The following is an 18,877-nucleotide window of genomic DNA, read 5'->3' on the forward strand; positions in this document are numbered from 1 at the left end:
TTAGGACATGAACATACGGCTACGCAAGGTTTCATGCTGCATTTGCGCCACCTCTAGACGTGGGGCGACCGCACCTAGATCCGCTACCGTATGCGTCATTGTCAGCTGCGCTGCCTGGATAATAACCTCATAGGCACTTACCAACACCCGCTGCCCAGCATCTTGGCCGAGCGGGATAGCACGGATAGCATTCTGGGTCATGGAATTAGCCATCTGCATCAGATAAGCAGTAACAGCTTGCCGGGGTGATACACCTTCTGAACCTAGAAGAAGGCCTACAGCAATAGCGGGGTTACCATGCATTTCTTCGGCCAGGATTGCCTGATAATACTTTTCGACGATGGGTTGATCCGGAGCAATAGTTAAAGCTATTTTTGCCATGCGCTTTCCCATAGAGTTCATGGAAGTGCGCACTTGTTTGGCTGTTTGGCAGGCATGAACTAATTGATCTAGTTCGTTAAGGTGACGTAGTTTCGTCGCAAAGTCTTTATCGGACTGAACCAGTTCTACCGCAAAACGGACCGTTAATGCTTCAGTAAAACTTGCTTGCCGTAAATAGCTATGCAGCCAATGCTGGTAAGAATCCGGATCATGGACATCATTGGCCTGGATAAAAGTTTCCAGTCCTGCCGAATGAGCAAAACTACCGGTTGGCAGAGCTGAATCAGTGAGATGCCAAATGATGAGCTCTGCTCGGATACTAGTGGCTGTGTTCTGCATGACGGAATGCTTCTGGCATAACATGATTGCCTCGGGTGTACTCCACACCAGCATGTTCGAGATAATGCTCTACAGTGTGGTCGAAACGTACCACCATGGCAGCTTTATCAAAGACACTGTCTTGGTCGAAGAACTGGGCTTGTAGATGGCGGTTTCCGAGTGTGTGCGCAACTGCTAAAGCTTCTCGGATATCCTTTGGCGTAATTACGAGAACATCAGTGGCAGCAATTTCGGCTACTAGTACGGTGTCATTGTCTTTGATAAAGATATCGCCATCTTTTATTTCCCGAAGATCATTACTTAGGCGCAAAGCATATTCTGCACCGTTTTTACTGGTTACTCGTTGAATACGCTTAAGCCGGGTCTCATTATCAAAGATAATGGTGTCTATAACTAATGCGTCCCGTTCAGCTTGCGGGAGGTCATTAATATTTCCTTGTATTTCGGTAATAATCACGTGTAATCTTTCGCTAATTTTTAGAAGCAGTACTAAGAAGCAGCACTAAGACGGAGCCAGTGTGTACATCGGCTCTGCTTTGTTTTATTCCGGTGTGCTACTCAAGATAGGAAAACCGGTGACGTTATACAGCCACTAGAACAAGAAGTAGCGCTGAGCCATTGGAAGCTCGGTAGCTGGCTCAGAAGTGATAGGTTCACCGTCAACAGTGAGCGTATACGTTTCTGGATCCACTTCAATGTTTGGGGTGGCATTGTTGTGCTTGAGATCTGCCTTGGAGATTGTGCGCATGTTCTTTGCTTCGACAAATTTGCGATCAATACCAAGTTGTTCTGGTATGTCAGCCTCGAAAGCAGCCGTCGGTAGGAAGGTTACCGAGGTACGACCAGCAGCAGCACCACGAGCGCCAAAGGAATAACGCATGGTACGAGGCTGTGGCGTTGGGATAGAAGCATTAGCATCACCCATAATCGAGCGAGCAATAATGCCAGACTTAATCACGATATTTGGCTTTACACCGAAGTATGCCGGATCCCAAATAACAAGATCGGCGAGCTTACCTTCTTCAACAGAGCCAATCGTATCGGCCACACCAGAAGCAATAGCTGGGTTAATGGTGTACTTAGCAATATAGCGCTTGATGCGCTCGTTATCGTTGTTGGTAGTATCGCCTGCTAGTGAGCCCCGTTGTTGCTTCATCCGGTGAGCAACCTGCCAGGTGCGCAGCACAACCTCGCCCACACGACCCATAGCCTGAGAGTCGGAGGAAGTAATAGCCAAGACACCCATATCGTGTAGAACATCTTCGGCAGCGATTGTTTCTTTGCGAATACGTGAATCAGCGAATGCGATATCTTCTGGAAGATCAGCATTGAGGTGGTGGCACACCATGATCATGTCAAGATGCTCATCCATCGTATTAACGGTAAATGGCAGGGTCGGGTTGGTTGATGCTGGCAAAACATTAGGTAGACCAGCTACTTTAAGAATATCTGGGGCATGTCCGCCACCAGCGCCTTCGGTGTGGAAGGTGTGGATTACCCGGTCTTTGAAGGCAGCAATGGTGTTACCGGCAAAGCCGCCCTCATTCAAGGTGTCAGTGTGAATAGCAACTTGAACGTCCATTTCATCGGCAACGGTAAGCGCGTTGTCGATGGTATTTGCGGTAGCACCCCAGTCTTCGTGAATCTTAAGTCCGATAGCGCCAGCGCGAATTTGTTCGCGTAAACGCTCTGGGTTGGAGGCGTGTCCTTTACCAAGGAAACCTACGTTGACGGCAAAATCGCGAGAAGCTTCGATCATCTTAGCGATATTGCTTGCACCAGCGGTTACGGTTGTTGCATTAGTAGAATCAACTGGGCCAGTGCCACCACCAATAAGAGTGGTGGTTCCATTATCTAGAGCTGCCTCGACCTGCTCAGGGGAGATGAAGTGGATATGGGTATCAATAGCGCCGGCAGTGACAATCTTGCCTTCGCCGCCGATAACCTCGGTGCCAACACCAATAATGATATCGATATTGTCCATAATATCGGGGTTACCGGCTTTGCCGATCTTCATAATACGGCCGTCTTTAACAGCGATATCAGCGGAATAAATGCCGGTGTAGTCAATAATAGTGGTGTTGGTGATAACCAGGTCGGGAACTTGGTCTGCGTCGACACGGGAGTTTTGTCCCATGCCATCGCGAATAACTTTTCCGCCGCCGAAAGAAACCTCATCGCCATAGTGGGTCAGATCCTTTTCAACGACTGCAATGAGGTCGGTATCGGCTAGGCGGATTCCGTCGCCGGTGGTTGGTCCGTGTAGTTCTGCGTATTGGCGACGACTCATTTCAAAAGACATGATGCTGTGCTCCTCTAGGCTTTAATGTGCACTGTTGTAGTTGTGGTAGCTGTCTAGACGGCTAGTCAATTTTTCCGTTGACTTTATTGTTGAAGCCGTAGATTTCGCGGGTGCCGGCAAAGTCAATGAGATTGACTGTGCGAGAATCGCCCGGTTCGAGTCGTACCGCAGTACCAGCTGGAATATCGAGACGCTTACCCATAGCTGCTTGACGATCAAATTCCAGTTCGGAATTAGCCTCTGCAAAGTGGAAGTGGGAACCAACCTGGACTGGTCGATCGCCTTTATTGGTTACCTCAATTGTGATGGCTTCGCGGCCGGCATTCATAATGATTGGGGTGGTCTCAGAAATGAAGTATTCACCAGGGATCATAGTGGGTCTCCTTAAGACGGCAATATTGTTAGCGAATTGGCTTGTGAACGGTGACTAGTTTGGTGCCATCTGGGAAAGTTGCTTCTACCTGAACATCGGCGATCATCTCTGGTACGCCTTCCATAACATCATCGCGCGTTAAAATGGTGATGCCTTCAGCCATGAGTTGAGCAACAGATTTGCCATCGCGAGCACCCTCCATGAGTTCAGCAGTAATTAATGCGACTGCCTCTGGATGGTTGAGTTTGAGACCGCGTTCTTTACGACGTCGTGCCAAATCAGCTGCGACGACAATCATGAGCTTATCTTGTTCACGCTGAGTGAGATGCATAAGAATCCTCCATTTGGGAAGGTTGAATTAGGGAGACGTTCTTCTACGTACAGGGATACCTAGAATTTCTTAGAATATTAATGGTGCATTATGGATTTTGTATTACCGCTGTGTAGGTAAGCTGGTACGTGAGTTGTCCTCGTGTGTCGACTTGCTGGTTAATTAGGATCAGTCATCAGGTAAGAATTGAGCGTTATCAGGGCTTCGTCTTGGTATTAGTCCTTTTTAACGAGTTGTTTATTTATGGTGTCATCAGAGCTTGCGGGTGCCAACGGTTCGAGGCGATGAGATTACATATGCTTAGCGCTGTCGGAGATAAAAATATTTTTATTGGTGATTCTTGCTGGTGTGATAGCGATTATGTGTTCCTGGTGGTCGTGGTGCCGATCAATAAACAAAATAAATAAAACGGAGATTTTAAAGTTTCACAGGTTTTGTCGGTACGCTGAATCACTGTTGTTTCGTTAGCGGACTTGAGGAGTATATCAATGGCCAAGTTTTTGTACCGGTTAGGAAAATGGTCTTTCCGGGCAAAATGGGTGGTCATTGTGGCCTGGGTGCTATTACTGGCCATTTTCGGTGGGTTATCAACACTATTGCAACGTGGTTTTGTAGATACCTTTACGATGAGCGGTACTCCCTCCCAACAGGCCTTTGAGATTTATGAAAAAAACTTCCCTGAGGCAGCGAATCCGTTACAAGGTACTGGCGTTAACATTGTGTTCCAGGCACCGGAAGGGCAAAGTTTAGCTAACCCGGAAAATACGGCGGCAATTCAAAGTGTCGTCGATCGTATTAATGAGAGCCTAGGCGATCACATTACTAATACGACTCGGTGGGGAAATCCGATAACACTGAACCCTGAACTGCAAGCGATGATTATTGACCAGTTCACCTCTATGGGATTGCCAGAAGAAAATGCTCGCTTAGATGCAGAGAATCTCTCCTTGGTTTCGGCAGACAAAACCATTGCCTATACCACCTTTGATTTTGATTACCCGCTTACTGCTGATGTCACAGATGAGGATCGTCGATTAGTTAATGAAGCACTCCAAGTAGGCAGAGACGCTGGGCTAACAGTAGAAGCTAATGGCACTGGCTTTGGTGACCCTATCATTATTGAGGAAACCTCAGAGATTATTGGTGTGGCAGTTGCCGCCATTATTTTGATTTTCACTTTTGGCTCATTGGTTGCTGCCGGTATGCCGGTGCTCACCGCAATTGTGGGTGTAGCTATTGGTTCTTTAGCTACGGTACTTGCTACCCGCTGGTTTGATATGAATACGGTCACCCCAGTGCTAGCAATCATGCTGGGATTAGCTGTGGGTATTGACTACTCGCTCTTTATTATTTTCCGCTATCGACGTGAGCTTAAGCGGTTGAACCCGCAAGAAGCAGCCGGTATGGCGGTAGGTACCGCCGGATCAGCAGTGGTTTTCGCTGGTATTACCGTTATTGTTGCCCTAGTGGCACTAGCAGTTGCAAACATTACCTTCCTTACCTATATGGGTATTGCGGCAGCCTTTACTGTGTTTATTGTCGTATTGATTGCGCTGACTTTGGTGCCAGCGGTACTAGGGCTATTGGGTCGGCGTATTTTCTCAGGCGAGTTAAAAGTTTTGACGCGGCGTCGAAAAGCAGAAACCGTAACTATGGGTAAGCGGTGGGTAACGTTGGTTCATCGCATGCCGGGACTAGTTATTGCAGTGGTGATTTTCGCGCTGGGGGCTTTGACAGTACCAAGTTTAGGGTTGCATTTGAGCTTGCCGACAGACACCCAATCGGACTACAGCACAACCCAACGCAAAGCAGCCGATTTGATGACTAAGGGGTTTGGTGCTGGGGTTAACGCACCGATGTTAGTAGTTGTTGATGCACATGATGTGAACCCGGACGCGGAGATTCTGCAGCCGTTGATTAGTGCACAATTAACTCAAGAAAACCCTACTGAGCAGGAAAGAAAACAGGCTGCGGTGTTTGCTTCCTATATGTATGTGATTCAGAAATATTCGACGAACCAGGATATGAAGCATCTTCAGCTGGTTGCGATTAGTGATGATCAGCTAGCCGTGCAGATGTTGCTTACCCCAACTTCTGCCCCGGAAGCGACATCGACCAATCAGCTTATTCTTAGCTTGCGTGAGCAACAGGTGGAAGTGGAATCGGCAACTGGTATTAATACCGGTATCACTGGTTTGGTGCCGATTCAGCAGGATATTACCAACCGTTTATCCTCAGTGATGGGTCTTTATCTGCTGATCGTGGTGGGACTAGCCATTGTTTTGCTCATGATTATTTTCCGATCAGTACTAGTACCACTGGTGGCTGGAGTGGGCTTCTTACTCTCAATTGGAGCGGCTTTTGGCGTGACCGTCTTGTTTTGGCAGGAAGGCCTATGGGGCTTGGTTCCTACCCCAGGGCCAATTATTGCCTTTATGCCAATTTTCTTGATCGGTGTGTGTTTCGGCCTGGCCATGGACTACCAGGTATTTTTAGTCTCTGCCATGCGTGAGCACTATACCCATTCCGGTGGGCAAGCAGCCAAAGGTTCAAAGTACACAGCAGTAGAAGAATCCGTTATTCACGGTTTTGCCAGCGGTGCGCGAGTAGTTACGGCTGCGGCTTTAATTATGATTGCCGTATTCGTTGCTTTTATTGGCCAGCCGATTCCTTTTATTAAGATTTTTGGCTTTGCTTTGGGTGCGGGTGTGCTTTTCGATGCTTTCTTTATCCGCATGGCATTTATGCCGGCAGCGATGTTTATTTTGGGCAATGCTACCTGGTGGATGCCACGCTGGTTAGATAAGTTGTTGCCACATCTTGATGTAGAAGGCGCCGCGCTAGAAAAAGAACGACTAGAAAAACAGAATCCTCGGTAAGATAACCCAATCATGACTGATATTACCTTTGAACTTGGCACAGAGCTTTTCGACGAACCCGGAAAACACGGACGCACCGGCACCATTCACACCCCGCACGGTGATATTCGCACCCCAGCGTTTATTCCAGTGGGCACAAAGGCCACAGTGAAAACCCTTACCCCGGAACAGATTCGCGAAACTGGTGCCCAGGCAGTGCTATCGAATGCCTACCACCTGTATTTGCAGCCTGGTCCAGATATTGTTGACGAAGCCGGTGGTGTGGCTGCCTTTGAAAATTGGCATGGCCCAACCTACACCGACTCCGGTGGGTTCCAGGTAATGAGCCTAGGAGTGGGCTTTAAAAAAGTGCTTGCCATGAATGTGAAAGGGTGGGAAGAAAAAGATATCCGCGCCCGACACAAAGATCGTCTGGCTAAAGTTGATGAAGATGGCGTGGATTTTCGCAGTGTGATTGATGGCTCGCGGCATCGTTTCACTCCAGAAGTCAGTATGCAGATTCAGCACCAACTCGGTGCCGATATTATGTTTGCTTTTGATGAGCTCACCACGCTCATTGATACCCGAACCTATCAGGAAGAATCAGTGGCACGCACCCACCGCTGGGCACAGCGGTGTATTGACGAACACAACCGGCTAACCGAACAGCGCGTAGGTAAGCCCCTGCAATCGCTATGGGGTGTTGTCCAAGGTGCACAATACGAAGACCTGCGTCGACAAGCTGCGCGGGGACTTGTTGAGATATCCAATCAAGCAGAAGCCGAAGGACGACGTGGTTTTGGTGGTTTCGGCATTGGTGGTGCACTAGAAAAAGAGAACTTGGGTACCATTGTTGGCTGGGTATGCGATGAACTGCCCAAAGACAAAGGCCGCCACCTTCTCGGAATCAGCGAGCCAGATGACCTGTTCACCGCTATTGAAGCTGGTGCGGATACTTTTGACTGTGTGGCACCTACTCGTTTGGGTCGTCGTGGTGGAGTGTATACTTTAGATGGTCGACTTAACTTAACTGCAGCTCGCTTTAAACGCGATTTCACTCCGGTGGATGCAGAATTTGGCGGTTATGTCAGTGAAAACTACACCCGCGCCTATATCCACCATTTGTTTAAAGCAAAAGAATTCCTGGCTGGCACACTATGCACCATGCACAATGTGACTTTTATGATCAAGCTGGTTGATGATATTCGCTTCCACATGGAAGCCGGCAGCTATGCGGAATTCAAAAAAGAATTTATGGGACGCTACTACGCGAGCAAATAAAAGGAGCCTGAGTATGGCGGGGAGATATGCGCCGTCGCCAAGCGGTGACCTACATTTTGGTAACCTGCGCACCGCACTCATTGCCTGGCTGGCGGCGCGCTCTACCGGAAGGGAATTTTATTTACGGGTAGAAGACATTGATACCCAGCGTAGTTCTATGGAATCGGCACGTCGGCAAATCGAGGATCTAGCCGCGCTCGGTTTGGATTGGGATGGTGAGATCACCTACCAGCACGATAATGATGCCCGCTATACACAAGCATTAGCCAAACTGCCGGTGTATGAATGCTATTGTTCGCGCAAAGACATCGCTGAGGCTGCTCGGGCACCGCATGCGATTGCCGGGCAATATCCTGGAATCTGTCGCAACCTTTCCGAAGCGGTTCGGAAACAACGACGGGCACACTTGGCAGAAAATAACCGTATTCCGGCACTACGGCTGCGCGCGGAGGCTAACCAGTGGACAATAACCGATCTGCTTGCTGGTGAAGTAACTGGGGAAGTCGATGATATGATTCTTCGCCGGGGCGGCCAGAACCCGGATTGGGCATATAATTTAGCAGTTGTGGTCGATGATGCAGCCCAGGGGATTGACCAGGTAGTACGCGGTGATGACTTGCTTTCTTCAACGCCGCGACAAGCATATTTAGGCCACCTATTAGGCTTAGCGACGCCACTGTATGTGCATGTTCCACTAGTTATTAATAATCGTGGTGCCCGTCTTGCTAAACGCGATGGGGCAGTGACCTTTCGTGAACTCAGCGCTGCTATGGGTGAGGCGGACGTGCGGGCAAAGATTGCTCAATCATTGAATCTGCACGGCACAACGATGAATGAGCTACTTGAAGATTTCACGCTGGAGAATATTCCGCGTACCCCCTATATCTGGTCAGGGTAGTACCGCTAAGCACAGATAACTTCACGCACTAGAAAATATCTAGTGCGTGAAGTTCTTATTCGTTGCTCTTATCGGTTGCTTTGTGCGCTTAGAAGCGAACCGGAGGCTGTCCCATACCCATACCGCCCCGAGTTATGGTGGCTTCACCAGCGGTGACAGTGGTGGTTGTTCCATTCACACTGATGGTATATGACTCGCCATTATGAAGCTCAGCAGCGGAATACTGCACTAGACCAAAGTTCTTTAATGCAGTAAAGCGAGTAATCTCAGTACCGGAAGCATCACTAATGATGACCTCATCACCCGCAGCGCCAGTGGCAGAAGTAGAAATCCAGCCTTGTCCATCGCTAGAGCTAGGGTTAGCTGCCATGCCATTAGAGCCTAGCGCGATGAGCTCACCACCGGTGATCGTAAAAGTACCGTTATAGTCAATAGCGCCATTGCCATTATTTGTTGGCCCCCAGACTGTGGTGGTGCCGCCCGTGATAATCAGATCTCCATTTGAATCCAAGCCATCGCCACCGGCATTAATGGTGACTGTGCCGCCCGAGATTACAACTTGTTCGCCGGTAGATGCATCACCGCCCATAGCTCTACCACCAGGCATTTCTCCTTGTTGGGGCATAGCGGGGATAGCAGGTGACTCTATGTCGCTTCCGGTAGCGGAGGTAGTAGTTGCATCGGCAACTGCTGTAACACCGGCTTCTGCGGTAACCGAACCAGAGCCGTTAAGTCCATCATCACTGCTGGTGACATCGACAGTGCCATCAGCAATAGTAATCAGGCCAGCTTCTAGCCCCTCGGTTGATTTGGTGATAGTAACCGAAGCGCCGTCGATCAGTAATGTAACTTCGGCATGGATTCCATCATCGGCGGTAGCAGCGGTAACAGTACTGCCAGAGCTCAGTCGGATGGCACCATCGGTATGGAGCGCATCGTCGGCACTATTGATGGTGATAGTTCCGCCTTCGCTAATGAGGTAGCTATCAGCTTTGAGACCTTTTTGGGAAATGTCGTCATTTTTCCCGCTATCAGCACCGCCACCAGCGGTGATAGTGATATTTCCACCGCTGATAAGAATATCTGTGGTAGCGGCAATAGCATCGCCGTCGGTGGTCAGTGTGAGATCACCGCCGGTGATAGCGATATAGCCCTTGGTGGGGTCATCGTCTTTGTCTGACTTTAGTGCATCTCCACCAGCGGTAACTGTGATTGTGCCGCCTTCGATTGCGAGGGCATCATTTGCTTGGATACCGTCGTCGCCAGCGGTGACGGTGATAGTTCCAGAAAGAATAACGAGATCATCAGAAGAGCTGATTCCATCATCAGTGGCAGTAACATTTAGTGATCCATTACCACTGAAGGTGAGGTCGGCAGTGGAGTCAATTGTGCCATTAACTGTATTAGTCCCGGTGGTAGAGATTGCCACATTAGCAGCCTCGGTGACGGTTATATCGCCATTAATAGTGGCATTATCCATAATGAGTACCACGTCAGCATTGGCAGCAGTAATGGTCACTGAGTTGTAGTTACCAGTTAACCGATAGACTCCGGCAGCGGAAATAGTTGCGGAAGTGTCGCTGAGTTCTTGAGCATCAGCAGCATCCCATTCGTCATCGTTATAGGTGGTGTAGTCGCTATTATCTGCCATTGCTTGGGCAATAGTGGGTGGCTGGGTGGTGTCATAGTTGTCGTAAGTCGTTGTGCTCGTTGCACTTGTTGTGCCCGTTGTGGCGGTGCCGGTGATGTTGTCGGTGGAGCATGCGGTGATACCTAACGCAAGTGCCAGGATAATAGCAGTAAGTGGTGTGCGATGGTTCATTGGTTTTCTCAATTCTTATAAAGATATGTGCTCAGGTATTGGCACATATAGGTGGTGAGTCACAGGAGTTTTTTACTCGGTGTGGTGGTTAGTTATAGAAGTGGTGGTTGAGCACTTTATGCCATCGGTTGTGCGGCAAAGCGGAATCTAGAGCGGCCATCCCGGTGCCAAACTTGGATATTTTTGCTGGTCGGTGACCATTTGCCCACAATAGGCGGTCGAGTTCGGAAGGACGAGAACCCGATTTGGTTTCAAAGATCACCATGTCTGGTCGAGCGAGGTATTGATTATGCGCATTTGCCCAATCAAGTTCGGTATCAAAAGTAGCGCGTCCGGCACCATCGGCCATGAGTAAGGTAGTGCGTTTATAGCTACCCCACATTGTTGGTTGCAGGTGAGCACCAGTACCGGTAGGCTGTCCGGCTGCGACAAGGCGCTCTTCTAGCCAGGGGCGTACGTCGTCGATAAGCACATCGTGCATTGCTGCTTCGAAATCATAAGGGATTCGCTCTTTGATGGTGACCCCACGCGCACCTTTGGCTTTGACTTCTAGGAATGCGATTTCCGAATCAACATAGGTGCGGGTGCGCACTTTGAACTTGTGTCGCCGCGGATGTGCTGCCAGATAAAAACTACGCAAATCTGGGGTATCAAAGTAGGTGGAGCGATAGGCCTGTGGTGCTTGCCCATTGAGAATCAGCACGCGGGTTGCGGGGTTGAGCCCATTAATAACCCGTTGCACATCATCGCGGCGCAGAACATATTTACGATCTACGCGAGTCAGCATCGCTGCTTGCGCGATAAGTTCATCGAGGCTGATCGGTTTGAGATCATCCGTTATGATTGCGGTGCTCATAATGGTACTTTCTTGTGCTTATCGACGTTTGTCCGACTTAGTGAGCCAGCGCCTCACGGTGTGGATTTTCGGTGATCGTTTGAACGGAGACTTTTCTTTTCATTGTTGCTTCACCGCGTACCAATCCCACATCAACCAAGGTGAGATCATTAACAAGATCAAGCTTAACGACGCTGATAGTGTGCACCTTCGCGCCGGTAAGAACTTCCGCCTCTTGGCGTAGTTCTTCTGGATCAGTGATTGCACGATCAAGTTGGATCTGTTGAGTTTCAATGGAATTTCGGCTGGTGAGGGTGGTATCGGTGATAGCCATAACAGCAATAATGAGAACCATCATTGCAAGAGGCATAGCCGCTGGGGTAGACGTTAGCCCGGCAATTAAGCCAAGTGCCAGAGCAGAGAAGTAGTAGGCAACCTCGCGTTGGGAGATCTCCGAAGAACGCAAGCGGATAATGCTGAGAACACCGAAAAGACCTAGGCCAAGACCAGAGCTAACTGTTGAGGTAGCCAAAACGGTTGACACGGCAAGCACACCGATATTCACACCGAAGAAAGCAACAACGAGATCGGCGCGACGATGCTTGGGGTAGTAGAGCGCAAGAACAAGAACAGAAATAGCGACTAGATCGATGGCGATCATGGCAAATGATGCGGTAGTCATGTGGTGAATCCTTCCGGGATTTTTTTGGTTGTGCCCGTTTACTATGACTGTTCATACTGTAAGCTTCCTGTGCACTGCCCAGAATTTCCCCACCAGAATGCTATAGATTTTATAAGCCCAGTTAAATAGGTGTTTTTTGCTAGTTTTTTGTTAGTGTGCAGCAAAAAAGTGGTTCACAGGAAAATTCATATTATAAAAAGAGTTCGCTTATTCCCTGGTAAGTGCTGACGTAAATTAATAATATGTGGCTTTCGTGGTGTTATTTGTGAGATCTAGGTGTATTCGAGAGTGAAAAATGTGGGATCATGCCCGTTTTTGTCGGGGTGGGGCGATAAAGAATAGATGGATGCGAGGGTAATTCCCGAAGGTTTTGTATGGCGTTGCTTTACTGCTGAGTTATAAGATTTGGCGCTCAATAGTTTTTAAGCAAGTGGTGTCCTCATAGAAAAGAGGGGGAGTTTTGTTCAAAGCGCTGCCGTAGGGAAGAATTTTTGTTTTCCTATAGGGAACTTCTTTGGGTTAACAAGTAGTGATAGTGGGGGAAAGAGCCTGTCTTAATGAAGAATGAAAGACAGGCTCTTAGATAATTTTTCAGACAGCCGAAATTTGGGTTGTGGTAAAAGTTGGGTATGACACTTCATACCCTGTGGCTACGCTATGGTTATAGGTGATGTGCGGACTATACCGACATAGCTTTTGTCTGGTGAACTATGGGGGATAGTTATTTTTTATGTATTGATCGCGCATATAGCAGGCAACCACCGGATCCGATAAGGGTAATAGGGATTCCCATTGAAAGGATGGGATGAGAATAGCCACTAGCAAGAATCTGCATGATATTTAAAGAAATACCAACAAGTGTGGTGCAGATAGAAAGTATGCCGAGGCATTTTTTCATTATTTTCTCCTATTGAGACCAGCATCCCCCGGTAAGGAATATACGAATACCACGTCCCCATGAGTTACATAATCCTGCTAGACCTGAGGAGATTGTAAGCAGTCCAGCTATCGTCGCAGCTACAATGGAACCTACTCCTGTTGCGGATGTGATGATAGCGGCTAGCGTAGCTACGCCGGCTCCTGCTGTATATGCATTTTGTAGGGCTGTTGCAGAACAACTGTTCAAAAGCAATGCCGGGGGAAGTTTTTGAAAACCATTTTTTCCTGAACAGGTAGCACGTAGCTCAGTTATAAATGGTGTAAGTGTATCTGCTTTTTCTTCAAGGGGTACAAGCTCTTCTTCTTGGGCATAGATTAGCCATTCTTGGGTGATGAGTCCTACAGTAAAATCGTTTAGTGTGTGGGAGTCAATTGAAGGATTATTTTTTGCTTTGGAATAATCGAATGAAGAATTTTGATAATCAAGGTATTTATCAATTTCTTCAAGAGAAGTTTTCTCTTCTTTAGAAAGAACATTTTCGGGGATAGTGTCTTGAGTTGTAAACTCTCCATACTGGGTATAGATGGGCGGTCTATTTTGCGCTAAGGCGTTTGGAGTGAAAAATATGGACGCTGCGGTGGTGAAGGCGATTAAAGAGGCTGTTTTTGATTTCATGGAAAACTTCCTCGCGGATATCAAATTAAATGCTGACAATTATTAAGCTAGTTGTTAGAAAAATTTTTGAATAGTGTTTAGGTTAAATTTATAAAAGTTAACCCTATTTTGGGGTTGCAGTTTTCTTGTTTTTAAGAAAAGTAGATGTTTGTTTTACTGCTACTTGTGTCAGCAACGTATTTTGGGAGAGTTGGGATAGTAGGCAAGGCTAATGACATGTGAGTATCACAGAAATTCAAGGCATGTCTACAATGGCACCCCACCTCGCCAGCTACAAAACGTACACCGTCAACTAAAGCAATTAACCCTTCATGATCGGTGTCAGACAACGAATGAAATGAGCCAACGCCCATGATTGTTGCAACATCCACCAAAGGCTAGGCGTTGCAACGACTTTCTGAACTCAAGGGCGGCGGCACCAGCAAAAATCCCAGCTTCTTCCTGAACTGGTATTTTGCAAAATGCGGAGGATGGGCGCTTACTGTCGTAGCATCACGTACCCGGCGCGCCTCGATTACCTCAGGTGGTAGCCAGATGTTTAACTCTATGGCTCTTGATATTTCAGATAGGAACTCTTCTGCCTCTCCTTTGGTGGCAAAAGTAGTTGGTGCTGTGTAGTTTTTTTCGTTTGCTCCTTTATAGCGTGCTTGGAACCTGCCACTAGGTAGCTTTCTGATTGACCCGAATCCGGTATGTCGGGTGCGGCGTTTTTTAGCTGGCATAAGGGGTGCCTATTCGTATGAGGTATTACAGCCGTGCCATAAACGTGCCATAACTGAGGCCATTTAAGTACGCTTGTGTCCACTTATGTCCTTATCACATCATGGAAAATTACCAACATATAAAAGAAAATCCCAGCTCATTTCTGAACCGGGATTTTGTATATTGCGGAGGATGTGGGATTTGAACCCACGAGGGTCGTGAAACCCGCACGCGTTCCAGGCGTGTGACATAGGCCGCTAGTCGAATCCTCCAGCAAGCACACTAAGTGCTACCCGAAACACTATACACAGTGTGTATAGCAATAACAAAAACTTCCTGGCGGTGCGGTTTTATCCTTGGGTTATGAAAAAGTTGAGCTCGATGAAGATTTGGGTTAGGCTTGGCGGTGGACTTCGCATGGCGTTTATCCCATGAACTCCCCCAGGGCAGGAATGCAGTAAGGGTCAGTGGGCTCTGGCGGGTATGCGGAGTCCTTTTGTTATTTATACGGCGTATGGGGGTGCGTCGATAAGCGAAAGCTGGATTGTGGCCTGGCTATGGTGAAGGTGGGAATAAAAAACTGTGCGTAATCCTATAACAAGGAAGAGAATTATTACCGGAAGATAAATATTTTATGCTCGTTTACATGGGATTATGTGAGTTTCGTAACATATTTATATGCGGTATGGCTTTACCTGGGGATTTATAGTTGTTACGCTCTTTGAAACCATTTACACCATTTTCACCACAGAGGAGAAAAACCATGCTGCAAGGGAATCTTGCTCGTTCATTCTTTCTTTCCGGAGCGCTGGCGATTATCGTTGGCCTGCTCATCATGGCTTGGCCAGGAATCACACTGGTCACACTGGCAATTGTTTGGGGTATTTACGCTATCGTCGATGGCATAAGCAGCTTCATGCGGATCTCTAGCACCCAGGGTGGCGAACGTTTCCTGAATATCTTCTCTGGAATCATTGGCGTTGTTGCTGGTATCGCTGTTATTGCTCAGCCAGTATTGGGCATGGCCATTTTGACCTGGGTTCTTGGCTTCTGGATGATCGTGCGCGGCTTCACTGAAATCTTCGGTGCCTTCTCCTCAGTGAAGGGCGGCGCTAAATGGTGGCTGGTTCTAGCTGGCGTGCTCTGGATTATTGCTGGTGGCTTTGTTATGTCTTACCCAGGAAGCGCAATGGTCAGCATTATTTACTGGCTTGGCTTCTTTAGCATTGTTTGGGGCATCGCCTTGATTGTTGCTGGTATTCAGGTTCGCTCTGCCGAAAAGAAAACTGAAAGTACACCAGAAGCTGAATCAGTAGCTTAAAAAGATACTAAAAATGCCCACATTATTTTTTATGTGGGCATTTTTTATGCGAGCATTTCATCACGTAGGGCTAGTCAAGTAGGGCTGAGGGAAGAATTTTTAATATTCCGATAGCAATCAGCGCGGCAACTAAGAGTGGGCCTATGGCAGTTCCTGGAAGCATAAAAATCATAATCAGGACAATGACGAAAGGCTTTTTCAACGCTATTGTGGTCGCTGCAACCATACCAGCAACTAATACAGTTCCGATGTCTGCCTGAGGAAGAAATACTAAGCTCACAGCTCCTGCGGCGGCACCGGCAAAAGCGAGCGGGAAGAATTCACCGCCTTGCCAACCAGATATTAAACTCAGCGCAGTAGCTATTACTTTTAAGACGGCAAGTGCTAATAAACTCCACCAGGCAGATTGTTCGATAAGCGTGGTCAACTCTGGCATCTGTGCGTGTCCAGAAAAGCGCAATAACGGCACTATCGCTAATAAAGCAGCTAAAACTACTGAGCCACCAATAATACGCAGCCAGGGGGAAGCAATTTTTGCTATATACATATGGCCATAGTGGTGCAGAATAAGAAAAATAATGGCCACAACGCAGCCGCATAATGCAGCCGGAATTGCTTGCCACCAGGTCGCTATTTCTCCACGCGGTGCTATAGGAAGCTCAAGGGCATGTGGATGCGCATCAAAGATGCGCAAGGTGGTCATAAAAGTAAGAAAACCACTAATACCGGCAATAAAAGCCGGAAATTTTGTTGGTGGGAGACTGTCATTGTCAAATGCGGCAGATGCCGGCGGCGAACCATAAATACTAGAAAGTACGGCCGCATTACCAGCAGCACCGATAGCCTGAGCCTGCTGCTTCGTTGTAGTAATTTTTGTACTAACAAAAATTGATAGTTCAGCAACAATTGCTACCAAACCTGCTTCTGGCCCAATAGAAGCTCCGAAAGCAACCGCAACAATGGCGGATAATGCAATAAAACCAATTTTGCGAGCATGCAGCGGATTGGGATCCGCACTTTCTGCAATAAGCTTATCAAGGTTACTGTTTTTATATTGGGTGTGCAGGCACGCCAAAAGCACACCACCGACACAAATAACAATAAAAGCAAATAAAGCGCTGCTGCCTAGATTCCAAATGCGGTGCTGTAAACCGACCATAAGCAGTAGGCTGAGTGCGCTAACAATGCCGGCAAGTCCTCCATAAAGGAGGGAAACTGAGAAAACTTTAGTGGTCATGGTGTGTCTGTTTTAAGGATTTGGTGCGGTTTTTTCGTAGGCTATCGCTTAGGGCATGGCCTAAGGAAGCGATAAAGACAAGGTCAAAGATAATCATGATCATAACTAGGATCTTTGCGGCTTGACCAACGGGGTGGATATCACCAAAGCCTACGGTAGACATGGTGGTAAGCGTGAAATATAGTGCGTCGGTGCGGGTATGCAATCCGGTAAATTGATCAGGCTCTTGGTAGGCCAAAATAAAACAGGAAAAAGCACAGGCATGAGCGGCGACAAAGATCAGTGCAATGAGATTGAAAAACTGTTTTTCTTGTTTGCGCAATTGATCAGTGATGACCACCGCAAGGACTATGATCATTCCTACCGCTAAAATAGGTTGCGCTATTGAATCACTATTGGCTTGTACTGGTGCCAGGTAGAAGATAGCCGTCGTAAAGATATAAATAAATATTTGTTTTAATACGGGGGAAAGAAGAACGTTCATAGGAAAAATTTTCTTAAAGAAAACTTATGGTGTTAAGCAGATAAGGTGATATGTGGCAATGGTTAGGTGGGAATAGATAAAAACATGGCTTAGAAGTAAAAATAATCTAATTCAGTTTTTTATGTTCTTATTAGGGCTAGAATGCAAAGTGCAGGTATCCGTTGTACAAGAGTAGCGCATAAAAAATTTTAAGGGTGACTAACGTGTCTTTGTATGACTTTGAGGCTCAGCGTCGCACCGAGCTGTATGAAGAAACTTCGGCCAAATATAAGCAATTACAGTCTCGCCAACTCAAGCTTGATCTCACTCGGGGTAAACCATCGAGCGAACAACTCGATTTTTCTACTTCTTTGCTGTCCCTTCCGGGAGAAGACTTCCGTGCTAGTGATGGTACCGACTGCCGTAACTATGGCGGATTATTCGGAATTACCGATATTCGCGCGTTATGGGCAGAGCTACTAGGACTACCAAGTACTCAGATTATTGCCGGCGACGGATCTAGCTTGAACATTATGTTCGATCTCATTTCCTTCGCCTACGCCTTTGGCACTCAGGATTCCCCGCGTCCGTGGAAAGATGAGGAAAAAGTAAAGTGGCTCTGCCCGGTGCCAGGTTATGATCGTCATTTCACCATTAGTGAGCACTTTGGTTTTGACATGATCCCAGTTGAGATCACTCATGATGGTGTGGATCTCGACGTAGTGGGTGAACTATTAAAAGACCCACAGGTTAAAGGCATGTGGACAGTGCCCATATACGCTAACCCCACCGGAGTGACCTTCTCTGAAGAAACCTGTCGCGCATTAGCAGCACTACCTAGTGCTGCCCCTGATTTCCGAGTCATTTGGGATAACGCCTACGCAGTACATTCACTAAGTGATGACTTTCCAGAAGTACACAATGTGATTGACTTTGCCGAACAAGCAGGAAACCCCAACCGGTTCTGGGTTATGAGCTCAACCTCAAAGATTACCCACGCCGGTTCAGGAGTATCTTTCTTTGCCTCTTCCGAAGCTAACCTGGAATGGTACGCCTTACATGCGAATGTGCGCGGGATCGGACCGAATAAGATTAACCAACTTGCCCACGTACAGTTTTTTGGAAATGCCGATGGCGTGCGGGAACATATGCGCAAGCATGCACAGTCCCTAGCGCCGAAATTCCACCGGGTACTTGAAATCCTCGACACCCGGCTGAGTGAATATGGCGTAGCTACCTGGACCAAACCTACTGGCGGCTATTTCATTTCCCTCGATGTGGTAGATGGCACAGCAACCCGAGTCGTTGAACTAGCCAAAAATGCTGGCATTGCTCTTACCGGTGCTGGTTCTTCCTTCCCGCTGCACCATGATCCTAACGATCGCAATATTCGCCTTGCTCCTTCGCTGCCACCAGTAGCAGAACTCGAAGTGGCTATGGATGGGGTAGCAACCTGTGTATTACTTGCCGCACTAGAAAAAACACTCGCTAAATAGA

Annotated in this window: 18 protein-coding genes, 1 tRNA gene and 1 other RNA gene; 7 read left to right on the plus strand and 13 right to left on the minus strand. The window is 47.7% G+C overall.

Features of this window, described 5'->3' with window-relative positions; all coding sequences use genetic code 11:
- From UL82_RS00595 to UL82_RS00615, 5 genes are all read right to left on the minus strand, one after another.
- Complete coding sequence (locus tag UL82_RS00595; RefSeq protein ID WP_046438386.1) at nucleotides 1–720, minus strand: urease accessory protein UreF; 720 nt, start codon at nucleotides 718–720, stop codon at nucleotides 1–3.
- On the minus strand, nucleotides 701–1,177 hold the full coding sequence (locus UL82_RS00600) for an urease accessory protein UreE (protein WP_046438387.1): 477 nt from the start codon (nucleotides 1,175–1,177) through the stop codon (nucleotides 701–703). Before UL82_RS00600 ends, UL82_RS00595 begins: the two co-directional genes overlap by 20 nt.
- A 135-nt stretch (nucleotides 1,178–1,312) precedes the next feature.
- Nucleotides 1,313–3,022: an urease subunit alpha gene (ureC, locus tag UL82_RS00605; RefSeq protein ID WP_046438389.1), complete on the minus strand. Its 1,710-nt coding sequence runs from the start codon at nucleotides 3,020–3,022 to the stop codon at nucleotides 1,313–1,315.
- 61 nt (nucleotides 3,023–3,083) lie between these two features.
- On the minus strand, nucleotides 3,084–3,395 hold the full coding sequence (locus UL82_RS00610; protein WP_046438392.1) for an urease subunit beta: 312 nt from the start codon (nucleotides 3,393–3,395) through the stop codon (nucleotides 3,084–3,086).
- 28 nt (nucleotides 3,396–3,423) lie between these two features.
- Entirely contained in the window at nucleotides 3,424–3,726 is a 303-nt protein-coding gene (locus UL82_RS00615; protein WP_046438393.1) for an urease subunit gamma, read from the minus strand.
- Nucleotides 3,727–4,214: 488 nt separating this feature from the next.
- Between UL82_RS00615 and UL82_RS00620 the strand changes: the two genes are divergently transcribed.
- From UL82_RS00620 to gluQRS, 3 genes are read left to right on the plus strand one after another with little or no spacing between them, the layout of a single operon-like run.
- A complete protein-coding gene (locus UL82_RS00620) occupies nucleotides 4,215–6,605 on the plus strand; it encodes an MMPL family transporter (RefSeq protein WP_046438395.1) in 2,391 nt (796 codons plus the stop codon).
- Nucleotides 6,606–6,617: 12 nt separating this feature from the next.
- Nucleotides 6,618–7,865 carry a tRNA guanosine(34) transglycosylase Tgt gene (gene tgt / locus UL82_RS00625; RefSeq protein ID WP_046438397.1) on the plus strand — a complete coding sequence of 416 codons (1,248 nt, stop codon included), beginning with the start codon at nucleotides 6,618–6,620 and terminating at the stop codon, nucleotides 7,863–7,865.
- Nucleotides 7,866–7,878: 13 nt separating this feature from the next.
- Complete coding sequence (gene gluQRS / locus UL82_RS00630) at nucleotides 7,879–8,763, plus strand: tRNA glutamyl-Q(34) synthetase GluQRS (RefSeq protein ID WP_046438399.1); 885 nt, start codon at nucleotides 7,879–7,881, stop codon at nucleotides 8,761–8,763.
- 88 nt (nucleotides 8,764–8,851) lie between these two features.
- On the opposite strand, the gene UL82_RS00635 is transcribed toward gluQRS, so the two are convergent.
- The 5 genes from UL82_RS00635 to UL82_RS00650 form a co-directional block, all read right to left on the minus strand.
- Nucleotides 8,852–10,585 (minus strand): carbohydrate-binding domain-containing protein, encoded by a 1,734-nt coding sequence (locus tag UL82_RS00635; protein WP_046438400.1) that lies wholly within the window; start codon nucleotides 10,583–10,585, stop codon nucleotides 8,852–8,854.
- A gap of 88 nt (nucleotides 10,586–10,673) precedes the next feature.
- A complete protein-coding gene (locus tag UL82_RS00640) occupies nucleotides 10,674–11,441 on the minus strand; it encodes a polyphosphate polymerase domain-containing protein (RefSeq protein WP_046438402.1) in 768 nt (255 codons plus the stop codon).
- A 37-nt stretch (nucleotides 11,442–11,478) separates the two neighbouring features.
- A complete protein-coding gene (locus tag UL82_RS00645) occupies nucleotides 11,479–12,102 on the minus strand; it encodes a DUF4956 domain-containing protein (protein ID WP_083966368.1) in 624 nt (207 codons plus the stop codon).
- Between the two features lie 721 nt (nucleotides 12,103–12,823).
- Nucleotides 12,824–13,000 carry a hypothetical protein gene (locus tag UL82_RS11130; RefSeq protein WP_158407817.1) on the minus strand — a complete coding sequence of 59 codons (177 nt, stop codon included), beginning with the start codon at nucleotides 12,998–13,000 and terminating at the stop codon, nucleotides 12,824–12,826.
- Nucleotides 13,001–13,009: 9 nt separating this feature from the next.
- Nucleotides 13,010–13,657: a hypothetical protein gene (locus UL82_RS00650; RefSeq protein WP_046438403.1), complete on the minus strand. Its 648-nt coding sequence runs from the start codon at nucleotides 13,655–13,657 to the stop codon at nucleotides 13,010–13,012.
- A 384-nt stretch (nucleotides 13,658–14,041) separates the two neighbouring features.
- On the opposite strand from UL82_RS00650, the gene UL82_RS00655 reads away from it, so the two are divergent.
- Nucleotides 14,042–14,275, plus strand: a complete 234-nt coding sequence (locus UL82_RS00655; RefSeq protein ID WP_046438405.1) for a hypothetical protein — start codon at nucleotides 14,042–14,044, stop codon at nucleotides 14,273–14,275.
- 270 nt (nucleotides 14,276–14,545) lie between these two features.
- Here UL82_RS00655 and UL82_RS00660 read toward each other — a convergent pair.
- Nucleotides 14,546–14,631, minus strand: a tRNA-Ser gene (locus UL82_RS00660).
- Between the two features lie 133 nt (nucleotides 14,632–14,764).
- Here UL82_RS00660 and ffs point away from each other — a divergent pair.
- Both ffs and UL82_RS00665 read left to right on the plus strand, forming a co-directional pair.
- Nucleotides 14,765–14,859, plus strand: an RNA gene (gene ffs / locus UL82_RS10745) — signal recognition particle sRNA small type.
- 263 nt (nucleotides 14,860–15,122) lie between these two features.
- A complete protein-coding gene (locus UL82_RS00665; protein WP_046438407.1) occupies nucleotides 15,123–15,680 on the plus strand; it encodes an HdeD family acid-resistance protein in 558 nt (185 codons plus the stop codon).
- A gap of 70 nt (nucleotides 15,681–15,750) precedes the next feature.
- On the opposite strand, the gene UL82_RS00670 is transcribed toward UL82_RS00665, so the two are convergent.
- Both UL82_RS00670 and UL82_RS10555 read right to left on the minus strand, forming a co-directional pair.
- Complete coding sequence (locus tag UL82_RS00670) at nucleotides 15,751–16,917, minus strand: chloride channel protein (RefSeq protein ID WP_046438409.1); 1,167 nt, start codon at nucleotides 16,915–16,917, stop codon at nucleotides 15,751–15,753.
- Nucleotides 16,907–17,401 carry a potassium channel family protein gene (locus UL82_RS10555; protein WP_052735827.1) on the minus strand — a complete coding sequence of 165 codons (495 nt, stop codon included), beginning with the start codon at nucleotides 17,399–17,401 and terminating at the stop codon, nucleotides 16,907–16,909. The genes UL82_RS00670 and UL82_RS10555 overlap by 11 nt, the downstream gene beginning before the upstream one ends.
- Nucleotides 17,402–17,604: 203 nt before the next feature.
- On the opposite strand from UL82_RS10555, the gene UL82_RS00680 reads away from it, so the two are divergent.
- Nucleotides 17,605–18,876 carry an aminotransferase class I/II-fold pyridoxal phosphate-dependent enzyme gene (locus UL82_RS00680; RefSeq protein WP_046438410.1) on the plus strand — a complete coding sequence of 424 codons (1,272 nt, stop codon included), beginning with the start codon at nucleotides 17,605–17,607 and terminating at the stop codon, nucleotides 18,874–18,876.
- The last annotated feature ends 1 nt before the right edge of the window (nucleotide 18,877 follow it).

It is taken from the genome of Corynebacterium kutscheri, assembly GCF_000980835.1.
In the GTDB taxonomy this organism is placed as follows: Bacteria; Actinomycetota; Actinomycetes; order Mycobacteriales; family Mycobacteriaceae; genus Corynebacterium; species Corynebacterium kutscheri.